17 protein-coding genes and 5 pseudogenes are annotated in these 19,208 nt (G+C 35.7%); 20 read left to right on the forward strand and 2 right to left on the reverse strand.

The genetic code is table 11. From position 1 onward, the window contains the following. The first annotated feature begins 3 nt into the window (after nucleotides 1–3). From HPSH112_RS01150 to HPSH112_RS01215, 14 genes and pseudogenes are all read left to right on the forward strand, one after another. On the forward strand, nucleotides 4–984 hold the full coding sequence (locus HPSH112_RS01150) for an iron-sulfur cluster assembly scaffold protein NifU (RefSeq protein WP_001051963.1): 981 nt from the start codon (nucleotides 4–6) through the stop codon (nucleotides 982–984). A gap of 155 nt (nucleotides 985–1,139) precedes the next feature. Then, nucleotides 1,140–1,373 (forward strand): ribbon-helix-helix domain-containing protein, encoded by a 234-nt coding sequence (locus HPSH112_RS01155; RefSeq protein WP_000450342.1) that lies wholly within the window; start codon nucleotides 1,140–1,142, stop codon nucleotides 1,371–1,373. A 112-nt stretch (nucleotides 1,374–1,485) separates the two neighbouring features. Next, nucleotides 1,486–2,832: a DNA repair protein RadA gene (gene radA, locus HPSH112_RS01160; protein WP_014662196.1), complete on the forward strand. Its 1,347-nt coding sequence runs from the start codon at nucleotides 1,486–1,488 to the stop codon at nucleotides 2,830–2,832. Nucleotides 2,833–2,954: 122 nt separating this feature from the next. Beyond that, nucleotides 2,955–4,034, forward strand: coding sequence for a peptide-methionine (R)-S-oxide reductase MsrB (gene msrB, locus HPSH112_RS01165; protein ID WP_000866564.1), 1,080 nt, complete (start codon nucleotides 2,955–2,957; stop codon nucleotides 4,032–4,034). 152 nt (nucleotides 4,035–4,186) lie between these two features. Beyond that, a complete protein-coding gene (locus HPSH112_RS01170; protein ID WP_001140588.1) occupies nucleotides 4,187–4,975 on the forward strand; it encodes a hypothetical protein in 789 nt (262 codons plus the stop codon). Between the two features lie 2 nt (nucleotides 4,976–4,977). Beyond that, nucleotides 4,978–5,202 carry a hypothetical protein gene (locus HPSH112_RS01175; RefSeq protein WP_000188956.1) on the forward strand — a complete coding sequence of 75 codons (225 nt, stop codon included), beginning with the start codon at nucleotides 4,978–4,980 and terminating at the stop codon, nucleotides 5,200–5,202. Continuing rightward, nucleotides 5,199–5,678, forward strand: a complete 480-nt coding sequence (locus HPSH112_RS01180) for a hypothetical protein (protein ID WP_000571647.1) — start codon at nucleotides 5,199–5,201, stop codon at nucleotides 5,676–5,678. Before HPSH112_RS01175 ends, HPSH112_RS01180 begins: the two co-directional genes overlap by 4 nt. Further along, entirely contained in the window at nucleotides 5,675–5,965 is a 291-nt protein-coding gene (locus HPSH112_RS01185) for a TrbC/VirB2 family protein (RefSeq protein ID WP_000736104.1), read from the forward strand. Before HPSH112_RS01180 ends, HPSH112_RS01185 begins: the two co-directional genes overlap by 4 nt. A 9-nt stretch (nucleotides 5,966–5,974) precedes the next feature. Continuing rightward, nucleotides 5,975–6,238: a hypothetical protein gene (locus HPSH112_RS01190; protein ID WP_001177721.1), complete on the forward strand. Its 264-nt coding sequence runs from the start codon at nucleotides 5,975–5,977 to the stop codon at nucleotides 6,236–6,238. Between the two features lie 11 nt (nucleotides 6,239–6,249). After that, nucleotides 6,250–6,486: a hypothetical protein gene (locus tag HPSH112_RS01195; protein ID WP_000806906.1), complete on the forward strand. Its 237-nt coding sequence runs from the start codon at nucleotides 6,250–6,252 to the stop codon at nucleotides 6,484–6,486. Then, nucleotides 6,486–7,369 (forward strand): annotated as a pseudogene (locus HPSH112_RS01200) (VirB4 family type IV secretion/conjugal transfer ATPase); the annotation flags it as partial. The gene HPSH112_RS01195 and the pseudogene HPSH112_RS01200, both read left to right, overlap by 1 nt. Nucleotides 7,370–7,558: 189 nt before the next feature. Beyond that, entirely contained in the window at nucleotides 7,559–7,996 is a 438-nt protein-coding gene (gene tnpA / locus HPSH112_RS01205; RefSeq protein WP_041199789.1) for an IS200/IS605 family transposase, read from the forward strand. Then, nucleotides 7,959–9,106: pseudogene (locus tag HPSH112_RS01210) on the forward strand (RNA-guided endonuclease InsQ/TnpB family protein). Before tnpA ends, HPSH112_RS01210 begins: the two are co-directional and overlap by 38 nt. A 75-nt stretch (nucleotides 9,107–9,181) precedes the next feature. Then, a pseudogene (locus HPSH112_RS01215) lies at nucleotides 9,182–9,910 on the forward strand (VirB4 family type IV secretion/conjugal transfer ATPase); the annotation flags it as partial. A gap of 45 nt (nucleotides 9,911–9,955) precedes the next feature. On the opposite strand, the gene HPSH112_RS01220 reads toward HPSH112_RS01215, so the two are convergent. Both HPSH112_RS01220 and HPSH112_RS01225 read right to left on the reverse strand, forming a co-directional pair. Further along, nucleotides 9,956–11,215: an RNA-guided endonuclease InsQ/TnpB family protein gene (locus tag HPSH112_RS01220; protein WP_001274344.1), complete on the reverse strand. Its 1,260-nt coding sequence runs from the start codon at nucleotides 11,213–11,215 to the stop codon at nucleotides 9,956–9,958. Further along, nucleotides 11,190–11,843, reverse strand: a complete 654-nt coding sequence (locus HPSH112_RS01225) for an IS607-like element IS607 family transposase (RefSeq protein WP_001042542.1) — start codon at nucleotides 11,841–11,843, stop codon at nucleotides 11,190–11,192. The genes HPSH112_RS01220 and HPSH112_RS01225 overlap by 26 nt, the downstream gene beginning before the upstream one ends. 85 nt (nucleotides 11,844–11,928) lie before the next feature. On the opposite strand from HPSH112_RS01225, the pseudogene HPSH112_RS01230 reads away from it, so the two are divergent. The 6 genes and pseudogenes from HPSH112_RS01230 to HPSH112_RS01250 all read left to right on the forward strand — a co-directional run. Further along, nucleotides 11,929–12,891: pseudogene (locus HPSH112_RS01230) on the forward strand (TraM recognition domain-containing protein); the annotation flags it as partial. A gap of 1 nt (nucleotide 12,892) precedes the next feature. Continuing rightward, entirely contained in the window at nucleotides 12,893–13,027 is a 135-nt protein-coding gene (locus HPSH112_RS08695; protein ID WP_080024685.1) for a type IV secretion system protein VirB7, read from the forward strand. Then, on the forward strand, nucleotides 13,020–14,186 hold the full coding sequence (locus HPSH112_RS01235) for a VirB8/TrbF family protein (RefSeq protein WP_000067669.1): 1,167 nt from the start codon (nucleotides 13,020–13,022) through the stop codon (nucleotides 14,184–14,186). The genes HPSH112_RS08695 and HPSH112_RS01235 overlap by 8 nt, the downstream gene beginning before the upstream one ends. Continuing rightward, entirely contained in the window at nucleotides 14,183–15,820 is a 1,638-nt protein-coding gene (locus HPSH112_RS01240) for a TrbG/VirB9 family P-type conjugative transfer protein (protein WP_000198989.1), read from the forward strand. Before HPSH112_RS01235 ends, HPSH112_RS01240 begins: the two co-directional genes overlap by 4 nt. Further along, nucleotides 15,817–17,015: pseudogene (locus HPSH112_RS01245) on the forward strand (DNA type IV secretion system protein ComB10). Before HPSH112_RS01240 ends, HPSH112_RS01245 begins: the two are co-directional and overlap by 4 nt. Next, nucleotides 16,999–19,197, forward strand: a complete 2,199-nt coding sequence (locus tag HPSH112_RS01250) for a hypothetical protein (RefSeq protein WP_000730445.1) — start codon at nucleotides 16,999–17,001, stop codon at nucleotides 19,195–19,197. Before HPSH112_RS01245 ends, HPSH112_RS01250 begins: the two are co-directional and overlap by 17 nt. Nucleotides 19,198–19,208 lie beyond the last annotated feature (11 nt).

Here is a 19,208-nt window from a genome sequence, read left to right on the forward strand (position 1 = left end):
AAAATGGCAAAACATGATTTAGTGGGATCAGCCCTTTGGGACGCGTATTCTAAAGAAGTTCAAAGGCGCATGGATAACCCTACGCATTTAGGGGTCATCACCGAAGAGCAGGCTAAGGCTAGAAACGCTAAGCTCATTGTAGCAGATTATGGCGCAGAAGCATGCGGTGATGCGGTGAGGTTGTATTGGCTTGTAGATGAAAGCACGGATAAGATTGTTGATGCGAAGTTTAAAAGCTTTGGTTGCGGGACAGCGATCGCAAGCTCAGACATGATGGTGGAATTGTGTTTGAACAAAAGAGTCCAAGAGGCGGTAAAAATCACGAATTTAGATGTGGAAAGAGGCTTGAGAGATGAACCGGACACGCCGGCTGTCCCTGGGCAAAAAATGCACTGCTCCGTGATGGCGTATGATGTGATCAAAAAAGCTGCCGGCATGTATTTGGGGAAAAACGCTGAAGATTTTGAAGAAGAAATCATCGTGTGCGAGTGCGCTAGGGTGAGTTTAGGCACGATTAAAGAAGTGATTAGGCTCAATGATTTAAAAAGCGTTGAAGAAATCACTAACTACACCAAAGCCGGCGCTTTTTGTAAAAGCTGTGTGAGGCCTGGAGGGCATGAAAAAAGGGATTATTACCTGGTGGATATTCTTAAAGAAGTGCGCGAAGAAATGGAAGCTGAAAAACTTAAAGCCACCGCTAATAAATCTCAAAGCGGGGAATTGGCTTTCAGGGAAATGACTATGGTTCAAAAGATTAAAGCCGTGGATAAAGTCATTGATGAAAATATCCGCCCGATGCTTATGATGGATGGAGGGGATTTAGAGATTTTAGACATTAAAGAAAGCGATGATTACATTGATGTGTATATCCGCTACATGGGGGCATGCGATGGGTGCATGAGCGCGGCTACTGGGACTTTATTTGCCATTGAAAACGCCTTACAGGAATTATTGGATCGCAGTATCAGGGTGTTACCGATTTGATTTGAACTTTTTAGGGGGTGGAAGCCTTTTTCAAGCGAAGCGCTAATAAACTCACAATGAGAAATGATTAGCACTTGCAACATTATTCATTATACGCTACTTTTATGCTAATATGCTATTTTGAAGCGATTTGCGATGATGATTGAAGGAACTTGATGGAAACGACAGAAAACACAGATGAAACTCGCTTAAGGGGCGCTAAAAATAAACTAGGGCGCAAACCAAAAGCAGACGCTAATAAAAAAACTCGTGCTGTAAGCTTGTATTTTTCTGATGAGCAATACCAAAAACTAGAGAAAATGGCTAGCGAAGAAGAAGAAAGCGTGGGATCTTATATCAAACGCTATATTTTGAAGGCTTTAAGAAAAATAGAGCAAAATGGCGCTTGATAACTTTTTAACTTGTTTTTGAGTTTAGCTCCACGAGTTTTGCTATAAAACAAAACTAAAACCCTATTTTTATCCAGTATTTAGCTGTGTGGTTTTAAAAAAGAGAAATATTTTGGCTAAAAAAACTTCTTTATTTGAGTGTCAGCATTGCGGTTTTACAAGCCCTAAGTGGCTAGGCAAGTGCGTTCAATGCAACGCATGGGAAAGTTTTATAGAATTGAACCAAGCTCAAAAGGAAGTTTTAAACACGCTTAAAAATCCGATCCCAAAAGCGCAAAAAAGCGTTTCTATCGCTGAAATTGAGCATGAAGAAGTGATCAAGTTTTCTTCCACTCAAAGCGAGTTGGATATTGTTTTAGGTGGGGGGATCGCTAAAGGGGGGTTGTATTTGGTGGGGGGGAGTCCTGGGGTGGGGAAATCCACTCTGCTTTTAAAAGTGGCTTCTGGCTTAGCCAAAAACCAGCAAAAGGTTTTGTATGTGAGCGGGGAAGAGAGCTTGAGCCAGATTAAAATGCGCGCCACTAGATTGGATTGCATAGAAAAAGAATTGTATCTGCTCAATGAAATCAATTGGCCTGTGATTAAGGCTAATATTGAAAGCGAAAATTATTTTGCTTGCGTGATTGATTCCATTCAAACGCTTTATTCGCCAGAGATTTCTTCAGCACCCGGCTCTATTTCGCAAGTGCGAGAGATCACTTTTGAGCTCATGCGTTTGGCTAAAACAAGAAATATTGCTGTTTTTATCATCGGTCATATCACTAAAGAAGGGAGCATCGCAGGGCCTAGAGTGTTAGAGCATATGGTGGATAGCGTGCTGTATTTTGAAGGCGATCCCAGTAGGGAATTAAGGATTTTAAGGAGTTTTAAAAACCGCTTTGGCCCTACGAGTGAAATCGGCTTGTTTGAAATGAAAGAGCAGGGTTTGGTGAGCGCTAAAGAAGCTTCAAGCTTGTTTTTTTCTCAAGAAGAGCCTATGGAGGGGAGCGCGATCACCATCACTTTAGAAGGCTCAAGGGCGTTGATTTTAGAGATTCAGGCGTTGGTGAGCGAGTGCAGTTTCGGAGCGCCCAAACGATTAGCGAACGGGTTTGACACCAACCGCCTTAACATGCTCATCGCTTTATTAGAAAAAAAGCTAGAAATCCCCTTAAACCGCCATGATGTGTTCATTAATGTGAGCGGAGGGATTAAGATTAGCGAGCCGGCTTGCGATTTAGCGGTCATTGCCAGCATCCTTTCAAGCTTTAAAAACAGAAAAATTGACAATAAAACGGCGTTTTTGGGCGAAGTGAGTTTGAATGGCAGGATTTTAGAAGCCCCTAATTTGAACGCCAGATTGAAAGAAATGGAAAATTACGGCTTTTTAAAAGCCATTTTGCCTAAAAAACCCAGCCAAAAAACCTCGATCAAATGCTATGAAGCCAATGCGGTGGGCAAGATTGTTGAATGGATGTGATTGGAACTTTTGTTACCTAACAGAACAGAGCCTTATTGAAATTTAAACTTAATTTAAAGAGTAACTACCATTTTTTTTAGTTATAATGGCGAACACCATTAAAATTAAAACAAAGTTATTCAATGAAAGTATTATCTTACTTGAAACATTTTTATCTTTTTCTACTAATAGGAGCGATTATGCAAGCGAATGAAAGCATGGGATCTCAACACCAAAAAACCGATGAAAGAGTGATTTACTTGGCTGGGGGGTGCTTTTGGGGGCTAGAGGCGTATATGGAGAGGATTTATGGCGTCATAGACGCAAGCTCTGGTTACGCTAACGGCAAGACTTCAAGCACGAATTATGAAAAGTTGCATGAAAGCGATCATGCTGAAAGCGTGAAAGTCATTTATGATCCTAAAAAAATCAGTTTGGACAAATTGTTGCGTTACTATTTTAAGGTGATTGATCCGGTGAGCGTGAATAAGCAGGGTAACGATGTGGGCAGGCAGTATCGCACAGGGATTTATTATGTTAATAGCGCGGATAAAGAAGTGATAGATCACGCCTTAAAAGCGTTACAAAAAGAAGTGAAAGGCAAAATCGCTATTGAGGTGGAGCCTTTAAAAAATTATGTGAGGGCTGAAGAGTATCACCAAGATTATTTGAAGAAAAATCCTGGTGGTTATTGCCATATTGATTTAAAAAAGGCGGATGAAGTGATTGTGGATGATGATAAATACACCAAACCAAGCGATGAAGTTTTAAAGAAAAAACTCACCAAACTCCAATATGAGGTGACTCAAAACAAACACACTGAGAAACCCTTTGAAAATGAGTATTACAACAAAGAAGAAGAGGGCATTTATGTGGATATTACCACAGGCGAGCCGTTATTTTCTTCAGCGGATAAATACGACTCCGGTTGCGGGTGGCCAAGCTTTTCTAAGCCTATCAATAAAGATGTGGTGAAATACGAAGACGATGAGAGCCTTAATAGGAAACGCATTGAAGTATTGAGCCGTATTGGTAAGGCGCATTTAGGGCATGTGTTTAACGATGGGCCTAAAGAATTAGGGGGCTTAAGGTATTGCATTAATAGCGCGGCTTTAAGGTTTATCCCCTTAAAAGACATGGAAAAAGAGGGCTATGGCGAGTTTATCCCCTATATCAAAAAGGGTGAATTGAAAAAATACATCCAGGATAAAAAAACGCATTAAGGGGTAATGACTAAGCCCCTAATGGGGGTTAAAATGGGGGGTTAAAGCGTTATCTTAAAAACGCTAAAAACCGCTCGCTGATTTATTTTCAACCATTCTTACTAGAATGTTAGTTTTTGTCTCTAAGTCTCATAGAAAGGGACTTAAAAACTATGGCAAAAACTTTAAAGCCTAATTTAGATAAAGATGAGTTAAACACACTTTATAAGTCAAATCTTTCTTATGCTAAAAATACGCATGAGCATTTTTTCAAAACTAAAAAAGACTTAGACTACAAATTATTTAATCCTAGCATTATGCATGAACAAGGCTATATAAGTTTTATGGGCGGACAAGGGGCTAAGCGATTACTAGATATGCTCTACAAACTCGCATTTAATGCTAAGTCCAATAAAATTGCTCTAGATAGACATTACGCCAAAACATTTTTACAAATTGTGGCAAGAACCTTAAGAAAGAATGTCAATATATTAGAAGAGCAAGGCTTAATTGAAGTCATTAAGAACAAACAAAGATACTTGTATGTGTATCTCAAGGACTACAGAGAATTAGAGGGCTACAACTCAGTAGGAGCGAATAAAAAGAACAATATCCCGTCGCCCTTTTTCTTACAGATTATGCGTTTCTTGGAAAAGTTTGCTAAAGCAATTGAGAGAGTAACAATCAACAAAAAAGAATGCATTATACACATTCCTAGCCAAGAGCTTATGCAAAGAGCTAACAATGTGGTTTTAAAATTCACGCCTATTTTTAATCCTAACACCACTTACACTCTAACTTACAAAGACTTAACAAACAAAGATATTCCAAGCAATTTGTGTTTTTATCAAACAGCCATTGTGAAGAAAAATCTCTTAAAAGCCTTAAAAGACAGAGAGTGTGTTGGCGAACCTATTAACAACTCACCCAAAGTTTCAAATTACTTTCAAGAGAGTGCTTAAAAATGACACCAAGCGATATTTTGAATATTTGTTTTGATTTGAATGAAAAAACTTTACAAATTGATTTTTCGCAGACAGACACAGAAACGCAGAACAAAATTTTAGAAGAATTGTTTGGAAAAGAATTGTTGCAAGAGAAGTTAAAAGGTCATGTTTTAAAAATACTTGAACTAACGAGCAACATTTTATTTCAAAGCCAACCATCTACAAAGAGAGAAAGACAATGATTGAACTAACCCTAGACAAAAAGTCCATACAAATTGATGAAGAATTGCTAGACATTAAAAAGCATTTAGAAAAGTTTTATTCAAACAAAGAACAAGAGATAATCGCAAAAACATTAGAAAGTGAAACAGAGCTTACTTGTAGTTATTTATGGGATAAAGACTTCTTGTTGTTAGAGCAACTTTTAGAAAACAATTTAGGGCATTTTACCTTTGAGAGCGAGTTTGCCCTACTAAAAGACAGAGAGCCTTTGAATTTAGATCAAATCAAGCAAATGAGTGTTTTAAAGGTTCTAACCTACGAAATGACACAAGCCTTAAAAAATCAAATCATTCATTTATCACAAGTTGTCAATGAAGAAAGTTTAGAAAAAGATGAAGAGCTTGTTGTTTATCACTTGGATTTTAAGCTCAATCAACAATCTTATAAAGTGATAGCTCAATTTTGCGTGATTAAAAAAGAAAGGAACATTGCATGAAAAAATTAAGACATTTTAGAAAGCTTATCGCCTTTTTAGGTTTTTCACCACTTTTATTACAAGCGGATATGACTACATTTTTTAATAGCATTGAACAACAACTCCAAAGCCCTACAGGTAAGGGCATTTTAATGATTATATTCATTGCTATTGGTATTTTTGTGTGGAAAAACTTAGATAGATGGAAAGAAATCTTATTAACTATTTTGGGAGTTGTTTTAGGAACGCTGATATTTTTTAAAGCCCCAGCCTTAGCTCAATGGTTTATGACTAGTGTTGGTAACTAAGGCTTATCAATGCAATTAGTCGGTATTTCAGTTTCTAATCTCAAAGAAATCAGTTCCAAAGAAAAGTTTCTTTGGCTCAATGCTAAGAGCTTTTTGCTCTCAAGTTTTGTTCCATTTGTGATGACACCTTGGCTAGATATATTGAACTCTCTTATGCTGTATGCATGCTTTTTATTGGTTTTTAGCATAGCGGAGTTTTTTGATGAAGATATAAGCGACATTTTAATCGCTCATTCCAAGATTAAAACCAAATCTAATTCATTTTATGCTTAAAAGGAAAGAATATGAAACAAGAAATCGTAGTAGAAAAACCTAATAAAATGACCATTACTTACAACTTAGAGCAAACTATCTCTAAATTGAAAGAGAGTGTGAATTTATTAGAGAAAAACGAGCAATATAATGACGCTTATACTCTTGTTTGTGGTATTAAAAGCATTGTAGATGATTTTCATAAAAATGTAATTTTGCATGTAAGCAATAATTCTAAGCCCCCTAAAAGAAAAGGAAAGTCTTCTTAATGCTAGAAAACGCTTTTAAATATTGCAAAGAGAAAGCCATAGAGCTTTTAACAGGTTTTGTGCCAAAAACCTATTCTATGGCAGAGGAATGCAATATTTAGGCTTGTATGATGATACTTTTATTATCACCAAACAAGAAAATTTAGTCGCTATTATGTCTTTACAAGGACTAAGTTATTCTAATTTAATGCAAAAAGATTTGGAGGGCTATTTTGATACAAGACAAAATGTTCTCAATACCATTAGTAAGGACATTCAATTAAGGATTGTGGCTAAAAGGCGTAAAGAATTTATCAATCAAAGCCCCAACATTGACAACCCTTATGCCAAAGCCATTATCACACAATTTGAAAGCAAGGAAATCTATAAAACAGAATATTTTTTAGTGTTTGAGAGCATTACTTCTAATGTCAAATCTTTCTTTGAGAAAAAGAAATTAGAAATGACTACTTCAATCAATGAAGAATTAGAAGAAAGCTCTAAAGAGAATGAAAATAACTCCAATGAGACCCATTCAAACACAAGCTCTAAAAAAGACAAGAAAAAAAAGTTCAAAAAAAAGACAACCTTTAGCGCCACAAGTAAAAGAGCCTTACTCATTCAAACCATAGAAAGAGTGAAAAACGCATTAAGAGAGTTTAAACCCACTCTCTTAAATTCTAAAGAAGTGTTGAATTTCTATGCGGAGTATATCAATGGCAAATACATCGCCTTTAATCCTAAATTAAAGCGACTAAGTGATAGCTATATTGCTAGTAATGTGCATTTTAAAAAAGATTACTTTGTCATTGAATTTCAAAATCAAAGCACCTTTTGTGCGTGTGTGGGTATTAAAAACTATGAGAGTGAAGAAATTTCTTCTCTCCCCATTTCTACCCTTTTACCACCTAACGCCGTAAAGCCCCTAGCTTTAGCTATGGGGATACAAGGCGAAACGCATTAGGCGTTAATAGCGTATCAGTGTTGTCGTTATATCCAAAAATAATGCTAACGCTATCAATATCTTGTATCAGTTATTTTTTTAAATATAATACAAATATGAGACGCTGTTTTATACAAAAACAACCACAACATTGTCTATTCTTGCAAATACCATATTGTGTGGTGTCCTAAATACAGGCGTAAGGTATTAGTAGGAGCTGTGGAATTGAGATTGAAAGAAATCATTCAAGAAGTGGCTAAAGAATTGAGAGTGGAAATCATAGAAATGCAAACTGATAAAGACCATATCCACATTTTAGCTGATGTTGATCCAAGCTTTGGAGTGATGAAATTCATTAAAACCGCTAAAGGTCGTAGCAGTAAGGTATTAAGACAAGAATTTAACCACTTAAAAACAAAACTGCCTACTTTATGGACTAATTCTTGTTTCATTTCAACAGTGGGTGGTGTGCCTTTGAATGTTGTCAAACAATACATTGAAAACCAACAAAACAGCAACCGCCCTAAGCAAAAAGAAAAATGGAAAAATTATGTTGATAACCTACAAACAAAAGCTCTACACCAATGATAAGACTAAGCATATAGACACACTATTAAGGCGTTATGGGGTGCTGTATAATCATTGTATCGCCTTGCACAAACGCTATTACAGGCTTTTCAAAAAGTATCTAAAACTTTACGATCTGCAAAAACACATCACCAAGCTAAAAAAGACCCATCGTTATGCTTTTTTAAAAACACTAGGCTCACAAACCATACAAGATTTGGCTGAGAGGATAGACAAAGCGTTCAAAAAATTCTTTAACAAACAAGCCAAACTGCCACGATTCAAAAAAGTAGCCAACTACAAGTCTTTCACTTTTAAGAGTCAGATTGACAAAAAGACAGGATTGAATAAGGGAGTGGGGTTTGCATTAAAAGACAATGTTATTTCTTTTAATGGTTATAGATACAAGTTCATCAAAACTTATGCGTTTATAGGGAAAATAAAAACTTTAACCATTAAGAGAGACAACACAGGCGATTATTTCTTGTGTCTAGTCTGTGAATTAGAAAACCATCCTAACAAGCAAACCGCATGCGATAAGAGCGTGGGTTTTGACTTTGGGTTAAAGACTTTTTTGACAGGGTCTGACCACACTAAGATAGAATCGCCTTTGTTTTTCTCTAAATACTTGCCTTTAATCAAACGAATTAGTAGAAACCTTAGCAAAAAAATTAAGGGTTCTAATAACTTCAAGAAAGCTAAAAAGAAATTGACTCAGTTGCACCAAAAAATCAAATGTTTAAGGACCGATTTCTTCCATAAATTGGCTTTGAAGCTGAGCAGAGAATACCAAACGATCTTCATTGAAGACTTGAACATGAAAGCCATGCAAAAACTTTGGGGCAGAAAGGTGAGCGATTTAGCTTTTAGCGAGTTTGTGAAGATCCTTGAAAATAAGGCTAATGTCGTTAAAATTGATAGATTTTATCCCAGTTCTAAGACTTGTTCTAATTGCCTGTTTGTCAATGAAGAAATTAATAAAGATTTCAGAAAAAGCGGCAAGACAGGTGATGAATACCATTGCAAGCATTGTGGCTTGGTGATAGATAGGGATTTGAACGCAGCTATCAATATTCGCAGGGTAGGGGCATCTAAACCCTAGGTGTAGAATTTGTAAGACCTACTTGTTAGGCAGAATTTGCTTGATACCAAAAGAAGTCCCATAGCTTTAGCTAGAATCCCCTAGCTTTAGCTATGGGGAGTATGTCAAACACGCAAATTGAATTAGATTTAATCTTTCATATCCGTTCATTAGGGCAGTTTGAAAGCTTGAATTTTCTAAAAACCAAGAAAAAACTCACGCTTTCTAAAATGGTGAAAAATGATATTGATGATTATATAGAATTGGTGCAAGCCAATCGTTTGAGTATGCAAGAGTGCGCCTTAAACTTAGTTATAAGAGCTAAGAGCAAAGCCAAATTAGACAAATCTTTAAAAGAGATTTTATCCTTGCTTAATAACGCTGGACTAGGCAGTGTTACAGAAACCATAGGGCTAAAACCCTCTTATTTTTCATTCTTCCCTAATAATGCAAACATTAACCCTAGAATGAGAAATCAAACTTCCCAAGTGATAGCCTCTTTAATCTTGTTTGAAAAAAATAATACAGGTTTTAGGGCAAATTCTTGGGGTGATATGCCTTTATCTGTGTTTAAGAACCTAGACCATAGCCCTTATTTGTTTAACTTCCACAACCAAGAAGTCAAACATAAAGGCGTGTTAGCCCATAATGTTGCACGAGTGGTAGGGCATACGATGATTATAGGAGCAACAGGAGCTGGTAAAACCACGCTCATTAGCTATTTAATGATGAGCGCTTTAAAATACTCTAACATTGATATTCTAGCTCTTGATAGATTAAATGGTTTGTATTCTTTTACCAAGTATTTTGATGGGATTTATAATCAAGGCGAAAACTTTCATATTAACCGTTACTACAAACCTATAAAATCCTATAAAGAGCTATAAAATTCTCTTAATTTAGGGTTTTTGTTGTATTCCTAGTTCAACCTTGCTAGTTGCTAAACGATTTTTGGATAAATCATTCAACAGAGCTGTCAAGTCCATAGGCGTAAATTCGGCAGTAACTCTACCTACTAAATGCTTTAAAAGATTGATAGCAGCGTTTATATCTCTATCTAATTCAAAGCCACACTCTAGGCATTGATAAATCCTATCTTTAAGTTTTAAATCTTGTTTAACCTTTTGACAATTAGAACAAGTCTTAGAGCTTGGATAGTAAGTGTCAGCTCTTAGAATTTCTTTATTAGAGTATTTAGCTTTATACTCTAATAGCGTGTTAAACACAGACATAGAAACATCGCTTAAAGATTTAGCCAACCTGTGATTTTTAAACATGTTTTTGACTTTCAAACTCTCTAAACAAAACGAGTTTGAGTGTCTTATAAGAGAGCTTGTGAGCTTGTGTAAAAAATCAAGTCTGATGTTAGCGATTTTTTCATGCAAGTGGGTAAGCTTTTTAGAATGCTTTAAGTAATTATTAGATTTCTTGGTTTTATCCCCTTTGGTTTTTGGGTGGATTTTTTTACTCAGTTGTCTGCTAATTCTTACAAGCTTTCTAGTAAGCTTATCTAAGGGCTTAGGGGCATAGATATTTAAGCCATTAGACAAACTCACAAAGGATTTAATCCCTATATCAACCCCTAGTTTATTATGACTCTCTTGGAGTTTATGGGTTCGTTTGTATTCACTCTCATCAACACCACAAGAGATTGAAACATAGAAATGATCGCCCTTTTGAGTGATGGTAGCGTTATTGATTTTGCCTTGAAATCTTAGTTTTTCAGTGAGTTTGATTGGTGGTAAGTTAGGTATTTTTAAATAACCAGTATTAGCTGTTTGAATGATTTTAATTTGGTCGCCCCCTATATAAAAAGAACCTTGAAACTCTCTTTTCTTTTTAAATTTAGGGTAACTCACTAAACCTTTTTTCAAATCCCTAAAAAACTTATTAAAGGCTAGATTTAAGTGGATAAAAGGCTGTTGGGTGGCGTATTTAGTTACTTCATAAACGAAATTAAATTGCGATTTTTTAAGAGCGTTAAATTCTTTTTTAAGCTGTAGATGGTTAGTTTTAATACCCAGTTGGTAGTTTTCTTTCCATTTAGCTAACCCCCAATTATAAGCGAACCTAGCGCACCCAAAAGCTTTTTTAAAGTAAGTAATATGCTTGTTATTAGGCTTTAAAGCGATTTTATGCGTGATTGAGATAGCTGACATTGTTAGTTATGACTTCTTGCATTTCATCTAAGAGTTTTTTGTTTTTCTTAGACCTAGAGCCATACAATCTAGCGCTAAAGACGGTTATAATTTCTAAAACATCTTTGGCTAATTCTTCTTCAAACCTCACATTCTCATCACCCTTATTGATGATAACCACTTCTACTTCTTTAGCTTCACAAATACTGAATACCAATTCAGCTCCAAAGCGTAATAATCTGTCTTTATGCGTTAATACAAGGCGCTTGACTTGATTGTCTAAGATTAAGTTTAAAAGCTTGGTTAAGCCTTTTTTATAGTAGTTCATGCCACTCCCTAAATCTTGTATCACTTCATAGTTAAAGCCGCATCTAGCGCAATAAAGCTCTAAAACTTGAACTTGTCTGATTAAATCCTCTTGTTGGTCATGCGAGCTTACTCTAGCATAAGCTATTGTTTTTAATTCATCTTGATTAAAGACTGCGTTTCTATTGATACGCCTTAAACTTTCTAACTTGTAACGCCTTTCACCGCCTTTAGTGAGTTCATCAGGTTTTAACAAATCTTTTTTATCCCAATTGCGTAAGGTTTGGATAGTTACACCCAAAAGCTTACTCGCTTGACCGATTGATAGCATTCTTTTATTCATGCAAGCAGTATAACACAAAACTTAATAACCTATACAAAAATTATAGTATTTTATAGGTTATTATAGGATTTTAGTTTCTGTTTGTAACCCTTTTTCATTAGAAGATAGCGCAACTAATAGAGCCTTTTTATTGCATTTTTATGCCCAAATGGCAAAAGTGGATAGCTATGATGACCATAAAGATAAAGTAGAAGATAAAACAGCCCTAATAAATGCTATTGATACTATGTATAGAAATTATAACGATGAAGTCAAACAAGCCAAATTTAGCAACCAAGAATTACCCCTTCCTTTTGACTTAAAAGAGTTTGTCAATACCATTGTTAAAACTAATACAAACATTTTAGATAGTAGTTTTGAAGACTATTTAAAATCTTCCTTATTTTCTAGCCGAATGGATAGCTTAGATTTTAAAACTCGCATTAGCACCATAAATACCGATAGCATTTTACATAATGATGATGACGCTGGGCTTTTAGCCTACTATGTATTTCATAAGATGATTGATAGAGCTTTGAAAATCAATCGTGGTTTTTTATGCTTTATTGATGAATTTAAATCTTACGCTCAAAATGAAATGATGAATAAAAAAATCAATGAAATCATTACCCAAGCCAGAAAGGCTAATGGGGTGATTGTTCTAGCCTTACAAGACATTAACCAGCTAACTGAAGTGAGAAACGCTCAAAGCTTTATTAAAAATATGGGGCAGTTGATTTTGTATCCCCAAAGAAATATTGATACCAAAGATTTAAACGATAAATTTGGCATTAGACTGAGCGATACTGAAAAGCATTTTTTAGAAAACACCGCCGTTAATGAATACAAAGTCTTACTCAAAAACATGAATGATGGCTCATCTAATATTATAGATGTGAGCCTTAGCTCTTTGGGTAATTACTTACAAATCTTTAGCTCTAATTCTAGCATGGTAGAACACATTGAAAATCTCATTAAGCATTACCCTACTACTTGGAGAGAAGTCTTTATCAATAACACCTATCAAAAATTTGATGATAAAAAACACTTAGAAAAAGTGCTTGCCTAACATGAAAAAGATGCAATACCTAGCTTTTATATTAGTGGCTGTGATTTTAAACGCATGCTCAAATAAATTCATAGAGATGAAAAAATCCCCTTGTGCGTTAAATACACCCATAATTCAAGGGGGCTTGTATGTCTAATTTACAAGAGATAAGAGAGCATTTAAAAGAATTAGAAAATTCCTTTGAGATAGGCTCTTTTTCTAAAGAATACATCAAAGAATACGCTAAATGCTTTTTTATGGGATTAAGCATGTTTTTAGTCCAACAAAAAGAAGAGCAAGATAAAGAGAATAAAGAAGAAGATTGCCATAAAGAAGCGCTTTTAAATCAAGATGCCAAAGAAAATAAAGAAGAGCTAATTAAAAACATTCAAACAAACATTGCTAAAAACCAAGAGCTAGAAAAAATCTCTTTTGAAAAATGGGCGAATAAAATTCAAGAAAGGGTATTGCCTGAGTTAGAACGCATTGTTACGCACAAGCTTAAAGATAATGTTATGCCAAAATTAAACACTCAGCTAGAGAGTTTTAAAAAAGATGAATTAGATTTATCTAGCGTGTTTGAAATACAAAGAAAGAACACTCAAATGGCGTATAGACTAGCTATAGGAGGTTTAATAGGAGTTATCTCTTTAAGCGTGGCTCTAGCTTTTTTAATGCCTTTAAAACAGATTGAACCTTATTTTGTGGATTTTGCCAATAGCGATAAACATTTTGCAGTGGTGCAAAAAGCAGACACTAAAGTAGATTATGGCGAGGCGTTTTTAAGAAATCTAGTCGGCTCTTACATTATGGGTAGAGAAACTATCAATCATATTGATGACAAAATCCGCTTGAATGAAACCATAAGAGAGCAAAGCTCTGATGAAGTGTGGAAGACTTTAGAGCAGTTAGTATCAGGCAAGGGCAGTATCTATTCTAAGTCCAATATGGATAGAGAAATTAAAATCATCAATATTTCTATCTATAAGCAAGGTAAACAACAAAATATCGCTGTAGCAGATATTGTGGCTAAGGTCTTTGATAAAGGCTATTTAATCTCTGAAAAACGCTACAAAGTGTCTTTAATCTATCATTTTAAGCCCCTTATTCAATTTGATTATAGTTCTATGCCTAAAAACCCTACAGGCTTTATCGTAGATAAATATTCCTTGAGTGAAATCGCAAGCATTAAAGCCCTAGATAAGACTTATAAAAAAGTAGAAAGACCCCATTCTAAAATTGAATACAAAAAACCTGAACCAACTAACCCTCAAAACAACCCAGCTAACGAGCCTAATAATAAGGGAGAACAATGACTAGAGTATTTGGGGGAATTAGTTTTGCAATATCACTCTTAGCTCCCTTATTAGCAGAAAATAACATTCAAAATTATAATGAGCCAATGGATTATTCAAAAGGCGATGTTTCCTTACAACCGTTTAATAACCAAACTAACCAAGAAACACAACCTAGCGCTAACCACAACACACAGCCTAATTCTATGCAAACACCTATGCCAAATCAAAACTCTTATTCACAACCCACTACACCTATACAAAATAACCAACCAAATAACGCACAAACTCAAACAATGCTAAATAACGCCAAGCAATTCACTAATAACGCTCTTAATAACACTAAGCAAACTATCACTAACACCACTAATTATGTCAATAACAAGCTTAGTCCAAAACCTAATGATGTGCCTATTAGTGCGTTTAAAGACAATAGAGACCTTAATAATCAAATAGAACCTAATACATCAAATCATGAAACTAAAGAAAGCGATGAAAATAGCGATAGCACCCTAAAACCCATGACTAATTTTAACGCTATCCAAAACAACTTCTTTGCTAAGAACCGCTCTATCAAAGATAACGCTCATTTTATCCATTACACCATAGGCGATACTTTCAATATTCGCCTAAGATACGCCATGACAACCACTTTTATCTTTGATGAACCCATTGCTCAAGTAGTCTTGGGCGATGATATAGGTTTTTCCACTAAAATGCTAGGCGAAGATAAAGAGCATTTGATTTCTAATATTTTGCTCATTAAGCCTTTGCAAATTGGAGTGGATAGCAACCTTACTATCATTGGAAAAAGCGGTAAGGTGTATAGCTTTTATGTGTTTTCAACCACTTATACGAGTTCTAAAAACCCAGCCTTAATGGTGTATGTGTCTTCTAAAGAGTATTTTAAACATTTCACTAGCTCCAAAAAAGAAACTAATAAAGAAATTAAAACCACTCATAGCACCCCAAACAAAGACATTAAAGTAAGCCACGCTCCTAAAAAGATAGCTAAAAAATCACCAAGCATTAAAGAACAAAACCTAAAGTCAAAAAACCCTACTACCACTAAAACAGCAATAGAAAATGCTCCCCTTTCTTTAAATCGTTTCAAATCCCCTAGTTATCCCCCTAGTAACGCTCTAGCTAATTCTAGAAAGGCTTCAGAAAATTTTAAAGTGATTAGTAATAGCGCTAAAACTTTTAAAGAGCATAGACACAGCCAAGATGAAATGAAATATGTGGATTACTCCGCCAAAATCAAAGATGATGGCAAGTTCATTAGGATTGGGGATAATGTCAATCACATCTATATCAACAAGAAAAAAATGGAATATGGTTATGTCATCATAGACAAGAAAAAACGCAAATGGTATTGCTTATGGATGTGCAAAAAGGTTGTTAAATCTAAATACAAAGATGATTTACCCACTCAAATCTTTAATGATGAGCAATTCACCTATTTTAAGTTCAACCGCTCTAATGCTAGAAGTAAATTCCCTGTGGTTTATAAGGTTGTAGATGGCTATGATAATCCTGTTAATAGCAGAGTGGTAGGCGATTATCTAATCGCTGAAGATGTTTCAAATCAATGGAATTTAAAGCTTGGTAAAGCCTATCTTTGCATAGAAAAGATAGCAAAGAGAGCAAAATGAATAAATCCTTGCTTAAAAAGATAGGCTTAGTTATAGGGGGCTTTGGCGTTTTAATGGCATTAGGACTGCTTGCTAATAAAGGCTCAAACAATAACAATAAAGAAGAAATCTTTCAAACAAGCGAGAGTAAATTCCCCCTAAGTGATTATTTCTTTGAAGAAGTCAAAGAAGAACCTAAAAAAGAAGAAAGCCCCAAAACAACAACCACGCCACAACCTACAGCTCCAACTACTGCTAATGTTTCAACTAATCCTATCGTTACAGATTATAGTCATCTTAACAATAATCTAAACAAGCAACATAACACCCTTACGCATTTACAACAAGTTTTACAAAGCCCCCCTAAAATAAAGCCTAAACCAAAACATACTAAAGAGCAATTAGAGTTTTTAAACACACGCCTTAAACCCTTAGAGCCAACTAAACCAGCTACTAAGCCTGAGACGGAATATGGCGTGGATAGTTTTACTAATTTAGAATATAAAGACATTGGCACTAATGAGCATAAGCTCTTAAGAACTATAACCGCCGATAGAATGATACCAGCCTTTTTAATCACGCCTATTAGCTCTCAAATTGCTGGAAAAGTAACCGCTCAAGTAGAGAGCGATATTTTTGCCTCTATGGGTAGAGCGGTGCTAATCCCTAAAGGCTCTAAGGTTATAGGCTATTACAACAACAATAATCAAATCGGACAATACCGCTTAAACATTGCTTGGACTAGAATTATCACCCCTCAAGGCATAAATATCATGCTCACTAATGCAAGAGGGGCTGATGTGAAAGGCTATAATGGCTTAGTAGGCAAATACATTAGCCGAAATTTTCAACGCTATGGTATCCCCTTACTCACTAACACGCTTTCTAATGGGCTTTTAATAGGAATTACTTCAGCCTTAGCTAATAACCAAAACAAAAAAGGTAATGGTAACCCTTTTTTGGGGATTATTTGCTTATGCAACTCACTAGAAACACAGGCATGGGGATTAACCAAGTCATCAATCAAATGCTAAGACAATATGGATCGCAAAACCCCATTATCATCATTAGAGAGGGGAGCAGAGTGTTTATTAGCCCTAATTTAGACATTTTTATCCCTAAACCAAAAGATGGGGAGGTTCTAGCGGAGTTTTTTAAAGAGAAAAAACCCCTAATCAAAACAAAAGAGGAAGTTAACAATGAAGAAGAAATCTAATGTTTTTAAAATTTTAATGAGTTTATGTTTAGCGCTATCAACTAGCCAAGCCCTTGTGATACAGACCATGCAAGATTGGAATTTAAGAAAAAATAGCGAATTTAAAGCTTTGGTAGTTGTGAGTAATAAGGTGCAAGAAAACACTCTTGCTATGGGTCATTACAAGGTTTCTAAGAATAGGGCTAATCTCTCTATTATGGTAACTCATATTAAAAAGGGTAATGATTATAAGACCTTACAAAGCCCTCCAAACGCTATTAAAGAGATTAAAGGCAAATTAGTGCTTAAAAAAGGTACAAGGATTGTCTTAGGCGGCGAGAATGATAGCGAGATGTCTAGTGCCATAGGTATAAATAAAAACACTTATACTTCTAGTAAAAATGGCAAAGGTTTTAGTGGGAGTGGAGCAAGTGGCATGGGATATGCAAGTGGTTATGGAGACACAGGAAATAACACTAGCTCTAATGGGTCTAATGGCTCTAGTATGAGTGGAACAAGTGGCACTAATGGTTCTCGTGGTGCTAATGGAAGTAATGGAACTAATGGCGCAAACGGCTATCAAGGCGTAGGTTCTAACCCATTCCCCCCAATTGCTGGGAGTGGTAGTGGCTCTAGTGGGAGTTCTAATAGTGATTATACCCCTTTTACAAGCTCAGGGGGAGGCATGGGGGGAGGCTTTATCCCTTTCCCTTATTCGCCCGGACTTCAAAATGGTAGTGGTGCTAATGGAATTAATGGCACTAATGGGGCTAATGGCACAAACGGAGCTAATGGGAGCAACAGTGCTAATGGAGGCACTGCTAGTGCAGATAGCCATTATACCAATGAATTTTGCACAGCTCCTGTTAGAAATGGCAATACGATGAGTTTAGATATTGTAGATAGAAATGGCTCTTGCTTTAAAATGCAAGCCTTTAGAAACGACAATGTCTGTCAATACAGCTATGACTTTGAAAACATGAAAGCCATTAAACAAACGCAATTTTACTTCATTAACAGAGAAAATAAAAGCGTGAATATTGGCGGTTGTGTGGATTTAGTAGGCAAACAATTTGAATTTCCTATGTATGAAGACGCTAATAGATGCAAACTAGATACTACGACAAATAAAGGCTATGGGAGTGGGAGTGCGAGCTTTTTTCAAACAGAGATTTTATTTCGTGGACTTGATAATTTAATCCATGTGGCTAAAAGTTGCACTGATTTTGCAGGGGTGCAAGAACAATTAGTCAAATACGATAATGACCCTGCCACTAGAACGGTTCAAAGAGTGATCAATCAATACTATATTGACCCTATCACTAAACAAAAGGTTTTTATCAGTCATAATGTGGTTAGTCCTTTGAAATTTAGTTATCAAACTTATGCTTGTGGGAAGTGGCAGTTTGATGATGCTAAATTAGAAGCTTATCGCCCCACTCAAATTCGTATCTTTGATACGGTAGCTAATCAATACTACAATGTAACAGGCTGTGATTACACTTCTGATATGGGTAAAGTGCCTAAAATTGTTCAACCTTACACCAAAATCAGTGTTGCAAGTTCAGTTAAAGGCGAAGAAGTGGGTGATTTAAATTTACCACAATACACTACCTTTGAGATTCAAAAAATGGCGTTAAATAGCAGCGATTTAACCACCACTTCTTATTGTAATGATGGCTGGGGTTCTTGGACTAAAACCCATTCTTACACAGGCTATTCTAATGGAGGCTTAAGAACCTTAGCTAAATGGGTTACACAATATAAAACTATCAATCAAGGCACAACCATTGAATATATCCGCCCTAGAAATGAGGGCGATAGTGATGCAGTGTATGACACTTACAAATACTATTATGTCTCACAAGCTCAAAAAACGCTCCAACGCATTCCTTTAACTATCTATATCAATAGTATTAATTTGAGCGATGAATATCGTAAAAATTTTGAACTCACTACTTTAAGCCAAAAGCTTAATCTCAATAATGGCGTTAAGCAAATCATTAACACGCAAGATTTTACCAATTGGCAAGCCACTTATTACCGCCCTAATGGGAATGGTAATTTGTGTATGTCTTATAGCTTTAGCTCTGGCAGTCCTTGGAAATCTAGCAATAAAGGCAAGTATTGCTCATGGGCGCAAACGCCTAATGCTAATTATTCTTGTGCCTCACACAATAATTGGATTGTCCCTAACCAATAAGAAAGGAAAGT

The organism is Helicobacter pylori Shi112, from assembly GCF_000277405.1.
In the GTDB taxonomy this organism is placed as follows: Bacteria; Campylobacterota; Campylobacteria; order Campylobacterales; family Helicobacteraceae; genus Helicobacter; species Helicobacter pylori_C.